Below are 14,194 nucleotides of genomic sequence, written 5' to 3' on the forward strand. Positions count from 1 at the left end.
GCGACGCAGGTCGCCCTTTTTTTATCGCTCATTTTCAAAAGGCAAACCTGTGAACGAGAAACTCTTTACCCTGCCGGTGATCCACCAGTTAACCCCCTGGCTTTCACAGCGTCAGATGGGAGAGCTGCCGGTTATCGTCATCACTCACCCTAAGGTCCGCGCAGCCGTCACTTTGCAAGGTGCTCAGCTGGTGGCCTGGCAGCCAGCCGGAGAGCAACCCGTCATCTGGGTAAGCGATAAAACGCCCTGGGCCGATGGTAAAGCCATTCGTGGCGGCATCCCTGTTTGTTGGCCCTGGTTTGGCCCGGCCGGAGAACCCGCACACGGTTTCGCCCGTAACCTGCCGTGGAAGCTTTCCGCACACGATGAAAACGAACGGTGCGTCATGCTGACGCTGGTACTGGAAAGCAATGAGAAAACCAGGAAGTTATGGCCACATGACTTTACCCTGTTTGCCCGATTCCGCTTCGGCGAACGCTGTGAAATTGAGCTGGAAGCACATGGTGAATTTGAAGCAACCGCCGCCCTGCACAGTTACTTTGCCGTGGCTGATATCGCGGGCGTATCCGTCAGCGGCCTCGGGCCGAGCTATATCGATAAAGTGAACAATGGCGTCACGGGAACGTCAGAGAACGGCACACAGACCTATGCGCAGCGGACGGATCGCATCTTCACCGAGCCTACAGATTGCAGCATCATTGACGATAAGGCAGGACAGCGAACAATTGAAGTGCACCACCACCATCATAGTGACGTTGTCACCTGGAATCCTGGGGCAGAGCTGTCTTGCAGCATGGCAGATATGGCCAATGAAGGGTATAAAACGATGGTTTGCGTGGAAACGGCGCATATCAGTCAACCCATGAAAAGCGCCGACGATCGGCCTGCCCGACTGGCAACCACCCTTCTGGTGCGTAGCAAAAAGTGAGTTTGACCGGGGCGTTTAACACATTAAAAGACGCCCAATGCGTCACCGACTCCGCCCTGTTTTAGGGCATAACCAGAGTGTAATAGAAGCCTATGCCCTGAATCAGGGCATAGGTGCCGGGTCAGAATGTGTAACTCACCCCGGTCATTAGCAGCATTTGTGCATTATTATCGACCATCGGACTGTCTTTAATATCCCCGCCAAGCCTTGAATAGCGCCCGGACAACGTTGCATTCCAGTTATCATCGATCTTCCAGCCTGCGCTGAGTTCAAGATAAGGGCTCCAGCTGCTATCTGGCCGGTAGCTGCTAAGACCGCTGCGGCGAGATTCATCCGAGTTGATGCCGTAATAATAGCGGTTCTGATTCGCACTGTTCCATAAAGCACCGATGCCAGGCGTCAGGCTGAACTGGCCAAATTCAAAGCGATAAAGATAGGCCACATCCCAGATAATGCCGTTACTGTTATTAAGCATATCGCCCACCAGCGCGGTGCGCATAATGCCCCAGTCTGCCGTATGGCGATATGCAAGGCCGCCCATTACCGTCATACGACGCTTATTCAGCGACTTCATATCGCTATCGTCGACATCATCAGGATCAAAATTTTGCGGTGAACCTAACACGGTCAGTGATAGCTGATCCTGTTGGTCTTTCCACAGGTAGTATCCCGCCTGCAGGCTATGAATATAGAAGCTGTCCCCCTCATAGTTGATAACAGGGAATGGATAATAGCGATCCTGTCCGCTTTTATACGGACTTTGACTGTAAAGCAGGCCCGCTCCCAACGTTAAGGGATTGGCCTGGGCCATTGAAGCGATAAAATAACAGGGTAAAAAAGCAGAAAGCGCGGTAACTTTGAAATAGTTCACAATTTATTCAATCCATAAATATAACAATCAGCCTGATATTTTAGGCATGAAGTGTTCTGTAAGTCACAAAATCACCCAAACTTTAGCACTCATAATCCATACTGAGCAATTCAGGGGGGAGGCAGAAGTTCAGAATGCGGGCAACAGGCCGTTCAAGGCCGGGGTGAACAAGGCGAGTCCTTAGCTACATTCTAACTTTGCTACTGAAATTTCTTTGAAAACAGGCACTACATTAGGAAATTTTCTGAATGCGCTCTACGCTTAATAATGAACCTCCCAGTTTATCGAGCAGAGCAACCACAATTTTTTTAAAGCAGGCCGTAAATCGACACCAGGTTGGCATAAGGGTTGCTGTACTCAGATATAAATTCTTCAGGAGTCGTTATCTCTTCAGCTCCTGCTACCAGTGCTATACCCAAGTAATTCGAGTTACAGGAAGGCAGTTGACAGGTGAGGCCCGATGAGTTGACGCCGGGTTATCAACGACAGCCATCTCCCTGCAGCACGGACTATGACCGGTATAAAACCGAAAGGACGGGCATCGCCATGAATATATTCGATCACTATCGTCAGCGTTATGAAGCTGCCAAGGACGAAGAGTTCACACTGCAGGAGTTCCTGACCGTATGCCGCCAGGATCGCAGTGCATACGCCAATGCGGCGGAACGACTGTTAATGGCCATTGGTGAACCAGTAATGGTTGATACCGCTCTTGAGCCTCGCCTTTCACGGCTTTTCTCAAACCGCGTAGTCGCACGCTACCCGGCGTTCGAAGAATTTTATGGCATGGAAGAAGCTATCGAGCAGATCGTCGCCTACCTCAAACATGCTGCGCAGGGGCTTGAAGAGAAGAAGCAAATCCTCTATCTGCTGGGGCCGGTTGGCGGGGGTAAATCCTCTCTTGCTGAACGGCTGAAATCACTGATGCAGCGCGTGCCCATCTACATACTCACCGCCGACGGTGAACGCAGCCCGGTAAACGATCATCCTCTGTGCCTGTTTAACCCTCATGAGGATGCCCATATCCTTAATAAAGAGTATGGCGTGCCCCGCCGTTATCTTGGCACCATCATGTCGCCTTGGGCCGCCAAACGCCTGAACGACTTCGGTGGTGATATCACCCGCTTCAAAGTGGTGAAGGTCTGGCCGTCGATACTGGAACAGGTTGCCATCGCCAAAACTGAACCTGGCGATGAAAATAACCAGGACATCTCGGCGCTGGTGGGTAAAGTCGATATCCGTAAGCTTGAGAACCACGCGCAGAACGATCCGGATGCTTATGGCTATTCTGGCGCGTTATGCCGGGCAAACCAGGGGATTATGGAATTCGTTGAGATGTTTAAAGCCCCTATCAAGGTGCTGCATCCGCTGCTTACCGCCACTCAGGAAGGTAACTATAACGGCACGGAAGGCATCTCTGCTCTGCCTTTCAACGGTATTATTCTGGCGCACTCTAATGAATCAGAATGGGTCACGTTCCGTAACAACAAAAATAATGAAGCCTTCCTTGACCGTGTTTACATTGTCAAAGTGCCGTACTGCCTGCGCGTGTCTGAAGAGATGAAAATCTATGAAAAACTGCTGGTGAACAGTGAGCTGGCGCATGCGCCCTGTGCGCCAGGCACACTGGAAACGCTGGCCCGCTTCTCCATCCTGTCACGCCTGAAAGAGCCTGAAAACTCCAGTACCTATTCAAAAATGCGCGTCTATGATGGTGAGAGCCTGAAGGATACCGATCCTAAATCGAAATCCTATCAGGAGTATCGTGACTACGCTGGCGTCGACGAAGGGATGAACGGACTGTCTACGCGTTTTGCCTTTAAAATCCTTTCGCGCGTGTTTAATTTCGACCATGCCGAAGTGGCTGCCAACCCGGTCCATCTGTTCTACGTGCTGGAACAGCAGATCGATCGTGAGCAGTTCCCACAGGAACAGGCAGAAAAATACCTTGAATTCCTGAAAGGCTATCTGATCCCCAAATATGCCGAGTTTATCGGTAAAGAGATACAAACGGCTTATCTCGAGTCCTATTCAGAATATGGACAGAACATTTTCGACCGTTATGTCTCTTATGCTGACTTCTGGATCCAGGATCAGGAGTATCGCGATCCGGATACCGGCCAGCTGTTTGACCGCGAAGCGTTAAACGCAGAGCTGGAGAAAATAGAGAAACCGGCTGGGATCAGTAATCCCAAGGACTTCCGCAACGAAATCGTCAACTTTGTGCTGCGAGCACGCGCTCATAACAGTGGACGCAATCCTAACTGGACCAGTTACGAAAAGCTGCGCACCGTGATTGAGAAAAAAATGTTTTCAAATACGGAGGAGCTGCTGCCCGTCATTTCGTTTAACGCTAAGACGTCCAGCGACGAGCAGAAAAAGCACGATGACTTCGTCGACCGAATGATGGAGAAAGGTTATACCCGCAAACAAGTTCGCCTGCTGTGCGAATGGTATTTGCGCGTAAGAAAATCGTCCTGATTCCGGCAGTCGCATCCAGCCGGGAAAAGGGTGTAAACCCCTTCCCGGCTTGCAACCATGTTTGGGGGAGCTATGGCCTATTTTATCGATCGGCGTCTTAACGGCAAAAACAAAAGCGCGGTCAATCGTCAGCGTTTTTTGCGCCGTTACAAGTCGCAAATTAAACAGTCGATCGCCGAGGCCATCAATAAGCGTTCGGTTACCGACATTGAGAGCGGCGAATCGGTCTCAATACCCATCGAAGATATTAATGAACCCAGTTTCCACCAGGGGCGTGGTGGAGAGCGCTATCGCGTCCATCCGGGCAACGATCATTTTGTTCAGAATGACCGGGTTGACCGTCCTGCGGGAGGCGGCGCTGGCGGAAGTGGTCAGGGCAACGCAGGAAATGATGGTGAAGGAGAGGATGAATTCGTTTTCAATATTTCTAAAGACGAATATCTCGACCTGCTATTCGAGGATTTAGCACTGCCGAACTTGAAGAAAAATCAGCATCGACAGCTTAATGAATATAAGTCTCATCGTGCAGGCTACACCGCTAACGGCGTGCCGGCCAACATCAGCGTAGTTCGCTCATTACAGAATTCGCTGGCACGGCGCACCGCCATGACGTCAGCTAAACGGCGTCAGCTGGCTGAACTGGAAGAAAATCTGCTGCGGGTGGAAAACAGCGAACCCGCCCAACTCCTCGAAGAGCAGCGTCTGCGTAATGAAATCGCGGATTTGCGCGCGCGGATCAAGCGCGTCCCCTTTATTGATACCTTCGATTTGCGTTACAAAAACTTTGAAAAGCGTGCTGAACCTTCCAGCCAGGCAGTGATGTTCTGCCTGATGGACGTCTCCGGATCGATGGATCAGCCCACCAAAGACATGGCCAAGCGTTTCTATATTCTGCTCTACCTGTTTTTAAGCAGAACCTACAAAAACGTCGACGTGGTGTATATACGCCATCATACCCAGGCGAAGGAAGTTGATGAGCAGGAGTTCTTTTATTCACAGGAAACTGGCGGCACCATCGTTTCCAGCGCGCTAAAACTTATGGATGAAGTCGTGAAAGAGCGTTACGACCCGGCGCGATGGAATATCTATGCCGCACAGGCGTCTGATGGCGATAACTGGGCTGATGACTCTCCACTGTGCCATGAAATTCTGTCCAAACAGATTCTGCCCGTGGTGCGTTACTACAGCTACATTGAGATTACCCGGCGCGCCCATCAAACCCTGTGGCGTGAATATGAACATCTTCAGACCTCCTTTAGTAATTTTGCCATACAGCATATTCGCGAACCGGAGGATATTTATCCGGTGTTCCGCGCATTGTTCAAAAAACAGGTCGAAGAGAATTACTAGACTACCCTGCCTCGGCCGACGCTCCGTCGGTCGGGGTGCTGTTCTGGCCAGGGTTGCTCAGGGGTGTTTTCGCCCACTCCCTGACGGCGTCACAGAACAGCTTGAGCGCTAACGGCTGATGGCGATTAACCGGGTAATACAGACAGACTCGGCTCACAGAAGGACTCCACTCGGGTAGAACCTGAACCAGACGTCCATCGCGGAGATGTTGATAAACGTGGTAATCGGGCACCCAGGCAATACCAATACCCGCCAGCGCTGCATCCACCATCAAATTAGTATTTCCCAACGTCATGGGGCCGTTGACGTTCACATTAGTACTGCGCCCGCGATATTCCAAATCCCAATGGTAAAGCGCTCCGCTGAGAAAACGAAAGCGTATGCATTGATGATTTCTGAGATCGTCCGGCGTCATCGGATTACCATGCTTTGCCAGGTAATCCGGTGACGCCACGGCAGCAATACGGATCGCTTCCGGGCCAAACGGGATCGCCACCATATCCAGTGGAACATCCTCCAGCAGACGAATACCGGCATTGAACCCATCCGCCACGATATCGACGTAACGCGTATCCACCACAAATTCGACATGGATATCCGGGTAGGTTTTGAAAAAATCGGGCAGCATATGCTGGATAAGTGGCCTTGCGCCGGCTTCCGCCGCGCTGATCCTGATGGTACCTGAAGGCCGATCCCTGGAAGAGTTGACTTCATGGATGGCTTGTTCCAGTTCATTAATTGCTGGTGCAGCGCGCCTGAAAAGCTGCGCGCCTGCCTCCGTCAGTGCCACGGATCTCGTGGTGCGGATAAATAACTGCATGCCCATTCGCGCTTCAAGCTTACGAATCGAATGGCTTAAAGCCGAGGTCGATACCCCTAATTCACGTGCCGATGCACTGAAATTGAGCTGCTCGGCCAGGGAGATAAAGACACTTAGCTCAGGTAAGGTGATCCGTGACATTGTTCCGGGTTCTCTCGCTATTTTGCTGCAAGGCTCAAGTTAACCCTATTGTTGAATATTGTTCAACACATCATCAATCATTCTGCTGATTGTCAGAAATTATTAATCAATTATAGTTTGAAGGCATCCACAACTGCTGCAAATCAGACGATAAAAGAAAGAGGACATTCTCATGAAGCAAAAACAGCGCAACTGGCTGATAACAGGATGTTCATCAGGACTGGGATATGCTCTGGCCGACTATCTGATCGCCAACGGTGATCAAGTCTTTGCGACGGCAAGAAATGCAGACAGCCTGTCTAAACTGACACAAGGTCACGATAACGCCCATGCCATCACGCTGGATGTGACCCGTCAGTCGGATATTCAGGCCGCGGTGGAATTCGTCGAGCAGCACGGCGGTGTGGACGTGCTGGTCAATAATGCCGGCTATGGGTACATTGCCGCGATTGAAGAGGCGGATGAGGATGACTACCGAAAATTATTTGAAACTAACGTTTTTGCTCCTATTGCACTGACCCGTGCTGTGCTTCCGGGCATGAGAAAAAGGGGCTTGGGGCATATCGTTAACATATCTTCCATCGGTGGAATGATTGGCAACCCTGGATCTGGCTACTATGCCGCTACGAAATTTGGCCTCATAGGCTTTTCGGAATCATTGTCCAATGAAGTTGTTCCCCTAGGGCTGGGAGTCACCGTCGTGCTGCCGGGGCCGTTCCGTACTGACTGGGCCGGTCGTTCTCTCCAGATGGCTAAGCATCCTGTCGCTGCCTACAAAGAAACCGTACACGACCGTGTTAAATATATGAATATGCACAGTGGTCAACAGCCCGGAGACCCAGCCCGGGCAGCAAAAGCGATTGTCACTGCGCTCAACAGTTCCACACCACCGCTCCATCTGGTACTCGGTAAACCCGGGCTGAAGATGGTGCGGGAAAAACTCACCACGCTCGACACCGAATTTAAACAGTGGGCCGATTTGTCTCTGAGCGCTGATTACCCTGAATGCGATCGCTAATCTTGAGTTCATATTAGCAACATCTTATTCCATTATTTATTGAAACAGTAAACAGGCCATGTTGCGGCACCAGCGATGTCGGTGAAACGCGCTGCCGTGCAGATTTTAATTGATTAGAGGTGGACTCATGAATTCGAAAAGCATTATTTCAACCCTCATTTTATCGACTGCTATAATAATGACAGGCGATGTTATTGCCGCTGATTATAAAAAAAATCCATTTACCCTCGCCTACGAGGGTGCCATTACAAAAAATGAAGCGGGCAAGGTCAATATCCATACGGTTCATTATAAAGTTAACGGTATAGATATTGCTGCCAATGTCTATACGCCTGCAAACTATAATCCTGAAAAAAAATATCCGGCAATCGTTGTGGCGCATCCTAATGGCGGCGTGAAAGAACAGGTGGCCGGGTTGTATGCTCAGCGTCTGGCTGAGAAGGGATATATTGCCGTGACGGCGGACGCCGCTTATCAGGGAGCAAGCGGCGGGGAGCCACGTAACACGGATAAACCTTTCAATCGTATCAACGATATTCATGGGATGATCGATTTTATCGAGACTTATCCCGGTGCTGACAGTACGCGCATTGGTGCATTAGGCATTTGCGGCGGTGGCGGTTATACCCTGGCGGCAGTACAAAGTGATAAACGTGTCAAAGCCGTTGCCACGGTAAGTATGTTTAATAGTGGGCTTGTCCGTCGTAATGGGTTGCAGGATAGCCAAATCGATACCATTCAACAACGCTTACAGCAGGCCAGCGCGGCTAGTACATCAGATTTTAAGGGTGATGTGCAATATAGCGCCGATGTCGATTTGAAAAATCTGTCCAGTGAAGAAATAGCGAAAATGCCGGCTGGCTTGTACCGCGAAGGCTTCGAGTATTATGGGAAAACGCACTACCATCCCAATTCCACACCCCGATACACCACCAGCAGCTTAATGGATTTGATGACGTTTGACGCCACCGACCATATTAACCTTATTCAACAGCCCTTATTGATGATTGCTGGTTCCAAGGCTGACACCTTATATATGACCGAACAGGCTTTTGCCAAAGCGACAGGAACGAAAGATAAGAAAATGGTGAAAATCAATGGCGCAAGTCATATCGAAACCTACTGGAAACAGCCCTATGTGAATGAAATTTCCGAGGACCTGATCGGTTTTTATCATAAAGAATTATGATCCTGATACGGTCTGCATCTTATTTTTTTGACTAAAAAGGCGCTTTCAATGACAGGAAAAAGAATCTATTTAGGACTGTTATTGTCTCTTAATGCCGTTTCCTCATCGGCAGACCCGCTAAACGACTGCGTACCCGTCAATCCAGCCGTAACCCGCAATGCGGTTTATGGCTCGTCTGATAATTTTAGCGGACGCGTTCGTGTTGAAGCGTTATTTGCGGCAGATCACGACATCAGCGTTTCTGCCGCCTGTGTCACTTTCGAACCGGGTGCACGCTCAGCATGGCATACGCACCCGGCTGGGCAGCGACTGATCGTCACCTCCGGTATAGGCCTTACTCAGCAAGAGGGGCAGCCTGTGCGGGTTATTCGCCCAGGTGACGTCGTGTCTTGTCCGCCGGGAGTCAGACATTGGCACGGGGCTGCGCCCGGCAGCGCCATGACGCATCTGGCGATAACCGGTGTGGTCAATGGAAAGAGCGTTAAATGGATGGAAAAGGTAAACGATGAACAATACAACGCGCATTAAAACAGTCGCGGCGGCGGCTTTAACCCTCATCAGCTCTTATTTCACGTCTGATGCCGCGACCATCAAGCCGGAGGGTGCAGATATGAATATCCAGCAAAGGGTTAGCGATGGGCTTTCAGCACAGCAGCAGTTTATTCCACTGATAGCCTGCTACATGGCCAGTAGTAAAATGGACAAACTCAAGGCAGCTCTCAATCAGGGACTTGATGCCGGACTAACGGTCAATGAAACCAAAGAAATCCTCGTACAGCTTTACGCCTATACCGGTTTCCCTCGTAGTTTGAATGCGCTCACAGAATTGATGAAGGTTGTCGAATCTCGTCAACAGCACGGGATACAGGATGTACAGGGTAAGGAACCTGTCGCTGCCATTCCGGTTGGTGATGAGCTAAGACGCGTTGGCACGGCAAACCAGACTAAAATTGCCGGTACTCCGGTAAAAGGGCCGCTGTTTGAGTTTGCCCCCGAGATTAATCAGTTTTTGCAGACCCATCTGTTTGGCGACATTTTTGCCCGTGATAATCTGGACTGGCAAAGCCGTGAGCTGGCAACGGTCGGGGCTTTAGCCGCCACGCCGGGTGTCGAAGCGCAGCTGCTATCGCATATGCGCGGTAGTTTACGCGTTGGGCTGACGAACAGACAGCTGCTCCAGCTGGTTCAGGTTTTGCGGCAACACGGCGAGAATGATGCCGCAACGCGAGCCGCACTGGCACTGCAACAGGCGACAAAGTCGTGAGTGCAGCACTCTTCATATAAAGGATGATGCCACGCCGGGTGGCATAAAATTTTCAGACAGCGCAAATTGGGCCAGAACAACGCGCATCGTGGCGGGCTTGATATCAACAAATCAATAAATTTGTCGCGGTTCGCGACATTTATCGTCGGTTAATGAGACAGATTAGAATAACGTGTCTCACGCTTTTCTCTTTTCAAAGAGATCTATATCATAAATTCGTCACCTTTATCCCATCCGCTGCATTCACGATCGCTGGCTGGCCATTCGCCATCCTCTGCCCTTTCTGCTTCAATAAGAAGCATTTATTCCTCTGCATTTTACGCTATTATATTGCGCCACGGGTCTAGTGAACAATTTCGCTTGATTCACCCGCAGTTTTGACAATTAACCTTGTGCTACAACCCACTGCAAATCAGTTCTTATTTAAACAGGAGAAAGCCCATTGGAAGCCAGCGCGATCTACAGTCTCTTTATCATTGGTTCAGTGCTGGTCGCCGCAAGCATACTGCTTAGCTCTTTTTCGTCAAAACTGGGGATCCCCATACTGGTTATTTTCCTCGCGCTTGGCATGCTGGCTGGCGTCGACGGCATCGGCGGCATCGCCTTTGATAATTATCCCGCTGCATACCTGATCAGCAACCTTGCCCTGGCCGTGATCCTGCTGGATGGCGGTATGCGCACCCAGGCCAGCTCTTTTCGGGTAGCTTTAGGCCCCGCGCTCTCTCTGGCTACCGTTGGCGTGCTGATCACCGCCGGACTGACCGGACTGGCCGCCGCGTGGTTGTTCGATCTCAATCTGCTCAATGGTTTTCTTATTGGGGCAATCATTGGCTCTACCGATGCCGCCGCCGTATTCTCCCTGCTGGGCGGGAAAGGCCTTAATGAACGCGTCAGCGCCACGCTGGAAATTGAATCAGGCAGCAATGACCCGATGGCCGTTTTTCTGACCATCACTCTTATTGAAATGATCCAGCAGGGGCAAACGGGGCTTAGCTGGATGTTCGTCGTTCATCTGGTTCAGCAATTTGGACTGGGTATTGTACTTGGCCTGGGCGGCGGCTGGGCACTGCTACAGGTGATTAACCGCGTATCCTTAGCCAGCGGCCTCTACCCTCTGCTGGCCGTCAGTGGCGGCATACTGGTTTTCTCGCTCACCACTGTGCTGGAAGGCAGCGGTATCCTTGCCGTCTATCTGTGTGGTTTTATTTTAGGCAACCGCCCCATTCGTAACCGTCATGGGATCCTGCAAACCTTTGATGGCATGGCATGGCTGAGCCAAATCGGTATGTTCCTGGTGCTGGGCCTGCTGGTTAATCCTGCTGACCTGTGGCATATCGCGCTACCTGCCACCCTGCTCTCACTCTGCCTGATTCTAGTGGCGCGTCCACTTTCCGTTATCATCGGACTGTTACCCTTCCGTGGCTTTAATATTCGCGAACGTATATTTATCAGCTGGGTAGGGCTGCGCGGTGCATTACCCATTATCCTCGCGGTCTTTCCGATGATGGCAGGCTTGCCGCATGCGGCACTGTTTTTCAACATCGCCTTCTTTGTCGTACTGGTTTCACTTATGGTTCAGGGGACGTCTCTCGGATGGGCGGCACGTAAAGCTCGGGTGGTCGTTCCACCACTGGCGTCTCCCATCTCCCGCGTCGGGCTGGATATTCACCCGGAAAATCCCTGGGAGCAGTTTGTATACCAGCTGAGCGCGGATAAATGGTGCATTGGTGCCGCCCTACGCGATCTGCGTATGCCGCGCGAAACGCGTATCGCCGCGCTGTTCCGCGATAATCTGCTGCTCCATCCGACCGGCAGCACTCGTCTGAAAGAGAATGATGTGTTGTGTGTCATTGGTCGGGAGCGCGATCTTGCCGCACTGGGTAAACTGTTTAGCCAGTCTCCTCCGGTGTCGTTAGATCAGCGTTTCTTTGGTGACTTTATTCTACAGGCGGATGCCCTGTTGCAGGATGTTTCACAAATTTACGGCATTGAACTCGATAAAGACACGGATCTGCGACAAACGCTGGGCCAACTGATTTCCAGCTTTATCGGCGGCGCGCCGGTGGTGGGCGACCAGGTGGAATGGAAAAATATGCTGTGGACGGTTGCAGAGAAGGAAGCCAACGAAATCATCAAGATCGGCGTCAAGGTACAGGAAGAATAGCCCTGAATGTGAAGGCAGAATTATTCCTTCTCCGTTAAAAATGCTGTTGTGAACCGCCTGTTTTATCCGGCGGTTTTGCATTTATCCTATTGTCAAAGAAGCTAATTTCATTTTTTTTAATACACCGACTCTTTTATTAAAATGAGATTTATCTATAATTGAATTATTATGTTCTTTTAGGAATTTCCCGTATTAACGAAAACCACCCATTACTGCATACTGCCCTCTATAAAATGTACGATACCGTGAAGTAGCCGGTTATTTTAGCTTTATTCATCTTAAGACCTCTAGAAAAAAGAGCAAATCCAGACAGGTTCACCAACCTGAGGGTTTAATATATCGGCTTCCGGGTAGGAAGTTTTCTTACGCAGCCTGTTGTTCACTCATCAAAGAGAGCAGACAATATGACAAGTACTCTGGTAATCAAAGATAGTCGACGAACATTAAGCGGCTTGCAAAAAAATGTTATTGCCAAAGTCGCGCTAAGTTTATCTGATTTATTCTCAATCAATTTAGCCCTTTTTCTCTCCGTAGCAACCGTACAAGGAATTTGGGGCGAACTGGATATATTTATTCCAGCCCAGCAAATAGAAGTTCGATTTATTGCTCAAGCGGCCATGTCCATATTATGTACTTCCTGGTTCTGGATGCGACTACGGCACTATACTTATAGAAAACCTTTTTGGTTTGAATTAAAAGAGATTATTAAAACACTCGTCATCTTTTCTTTATTAGATCTGGCACTGATTGCGTTTTCCAAATGGGATTTCTCACGCACGCTATGGAGCTTCACCTGGCTGTATGCACTGATCCTCGTGCCGCTTCTGCGTTCCTGCGTCAAAAATACCATTCTGAAAACGGGCCATTGGCAGAAGCATACCATTATTATTGGCTGTGGCAGAAATGCCCACGAGGCTTTCGCCGCGTTGCAAAGTGAAGAGCTGCTCGGGTATGACGTCAAGGCGTTTGTCGCACCGGCAGACAGCATGGTTACCGAGAACAGTTTTAACGGTATTCCGGTGATCGGCCACCAGGATATTCTCTGGGAAACGGTTGACCTTAATAACACCCAGTTTATTGTGGCGGTTGAAAACGAACAGCGTGCCATGCGCGATCAATGGCTAAAGCTGCTTTCCAGTAAGAAATGCCGCTCAGTTTCCGTGGTTCCCACATTACGTGGCGTACCGCTGTATGGCACAGACATGTCGTTTGTCTTCAGCCATGAAGTGATGTTGCTGCGCGTCAGTAATAATCTGGCTAAACGCTCATCGCGCTTCCTGAAGCGTACCTTCGACATCGTGGTCGCCTCTCTGCTGCTGCTCTTTCTTGCCCCGGTCTTCGGGGTGATTTGTTGGTTGGTCAGCCGTGATGGCGGCAACCCGATATATGGCCATGAACGCATTGGGCAGCAGGGTAAGAAATTCAAATGCCTGAAGTTTCGCTCAATGGTGATCAATTCACCGGAAGTTCTGAAAAAACTGCTGGCTACGGATGAAGCCGCTCGTAATGAATGGGATAAAGACTTCAAGCTGAAAAACGATCCTCGCGTCACGAAAATCGGCGCGCTGATGCGCAAAACCAGCCTGGATGAGTTGCCACAGCTGTGGAATGTGATCCGCGGAAACATGAGTCTGGTGGGGCCACGTCCGGTTATTGAAGCCGAGCTTGAGCGCTATGCCGGAGATGTCGATTATTATTTGATGGCGAAGCCGGGTATGACCGGGCTATGGCAGGTGAGCGGGCGCAACGACATCGACTACGATACTCGCGTCTATTTCGATTCCTGGTATGTCAAAAACTGGGCGTTGTGGACCGATATTGCCATTTTATTTAAAACCGTCGGCGTGGTGCTGCAACGCGACGGAGCTTATTAAATTACCCTTGCTCACTGCTGGCGATGGTGATGGTGATGGTGGTGCCTTAATATTGGGTATCACCGTCGCCATCTTCAGGCAGGTTCCAAAATTC

General features: G+C 50.3%; 11 protein-coding genes. 9 read left to right on the plus strand and 2 right to left on the minus strand.

Features of this window, described 5'->3' with window-relative positions; all coding sequences use genetic code 11:
• Positions 1 to 49: 49 nt before the first annotated feature.
• On the plus strand, positions 50 to 928 hold the full coding sequence (locus tag EPIR_RS09785; RefSeq protein ID WP_048697293.1) for a D-hexose-6-phosphate mutarotase: 879 nt from the start codon (positions 50 to 52) through the stop codon (positions 926 to 928).
• A 121-nt stretch (positions 929 to 1,049) separates the two neighbouring features.
• On the opposite strand, the gene EPIR_RS09790 is transcribed toward EPIR_RS09785, so the two are convergent.
• The gene (locus EPIR_RS09790) at positions 1,050 to 1,799 is read right to left on the minus strand and encodes a MipA/OmpV family protein (RefSeq protein WP_048697296.1); all 750 of its coding nucleotides are present in this window, start codon (positions 1,797 to 1,799) and stop codon (positions 1,050 to 1,052) included.
• 546 nt (positions 1,800 to 2,345) lie between these two features.
• On the opposite strand from EPIR_RS09790, the gene yeaG reads away from it, so the two are divergent.
• Positions 2,346 to 4,280 carry a protein kinase YeaG gene (gene yeaG, locus EPIR_RS09795; protein ID WP_023655225.1) on the plus strand — a complete coding sequence of 645 codons (1,935 nt, stop codon included), beginning with the start codon at positions 2,346 to 2,348 and terminating at the stop codon, positions 4,278 to 4,280.
• A 72-nt stretch (positions 4,281 to 4,352) separates the two neighbouring features.
• Positions 4,353 to 5,630, plus strand: coding sequence for a YeaH/YhbH family protein (locus tag EPIR_RS09800; RefSeq protein ID WP_023655226.1), 1,278 nt, complete (start codon positions 4,353 to 4,355; stop codon positions 5,628 to 5,630).
• A 1-nt stretch (position 5,631) separates the two neighbouring features.
• On the opposite strand, the gene EPIR_RS09805 is transcribed toward EPIR_RS09800, so the two are convergent.
• Positions 5,632 to 6,591 (minus strand): LysR family transcriptional regulator, encoded by a 960-nt coding sequence (locus EPIR_RS09805; RefSeq protein ID WP_023655227.1) that lies wholly within the window; start codon positions 6,589 to 6,591, stop codon positions 5,632 to 5,634.
• A gap of 172 nt (positions 6,592 to 6,763) precedes the next feature.
• Between EPIR_RS09805 and EPIR_RS09810 the strand changes: the two genes are divergently transcribed.
• The 6 genes from EPIR_RS09810 (at position 6,764) to wbaP (ending at position 14,100) form a co-directional block, all read left to right on the plus strand.
• Entirely contained in the window at positions 6,764 to 7,609 is an 846-nt protein-coding gene (locus EPIR_RS09810) for an oxidoreductase (RefSeq protein WP_023655228.1), read from the plus strand.
• Positions 7,610 to 7,787: 178 nt separating this feature from the next.
• Entirely contained in the window at positions 7,788 to 8,798 is a 1,011-nt protein-coding gene (locus EPIR_RS09815) for an alpha/beta hydrolase (protein ID WP_157037526.1), read from the plus strand.
• A 48-nt stretch (positions 8,799 to 8,846) separates the two neighbouring features.
• Entirely contained in the window at positions 8,847 to 9,326 is a 480-nt protein-coding gene (locus EPIR_RS09820) for a (R)-mandelonitrile lyase (RefSeq protein WP_023655230.1), read from the plus strand.
• A complete protein-coding gene (locus EPIR_RS09825) occupies positions 9,304 to 10,062 on the plus strand; it encodes a carboxymuconolactone decarboxylase family protein (RefSeq protein ID WP_023655231.1) in 759 nt (252 codons plus the stop codon). Before EPIR_RS09820 ends, EPIR_RS09825 begins: the two co-directional genes overlap by 23 nt.
• A 442-nt stretch (positions 10,063 to 10,504) precedes the next feature.
• A complete protein-coding gene (locus EPIR_RS09830; RefSeq protein ID WP_023655233.1) occupies positions 10,505 to 12,226 on the plus strand; it encodes a potassium/proton antiporter in 1,722 nt (573 codons plus the stop codon).
• 404 nt (positions 12,227 to 12,630) lie between these two features.
• Positions 12,631 to 14,100 (plus strand): undecaprenyl-phosphate galactose phosphotransferase WbaP, encoded by a 1,470-nt coding sequence (gene wbaP / locus EPIR_RS09835; protein ID WP_023655235.1) that lies wholly within the window; start codon positions 12,631 to 12,633, stop codon positions 14,098 to 14,100.
• Positions 14,101 to 14,194 lie beyond the last annotated feature (94 nt).

Origin of the sequence: Erwinia piriflorinigrans CFBP 5888 (genome assembly GCF_001050515.1) — a bacterium.
In the GTDB taxonomy this organism is placed as follows: Bacteria; Pseudomonadota; Gammaproteobacteria; order Enterobacterales; family Enterobacteriaceae; genus Erwinia; species Erwinia piriflorinigrans.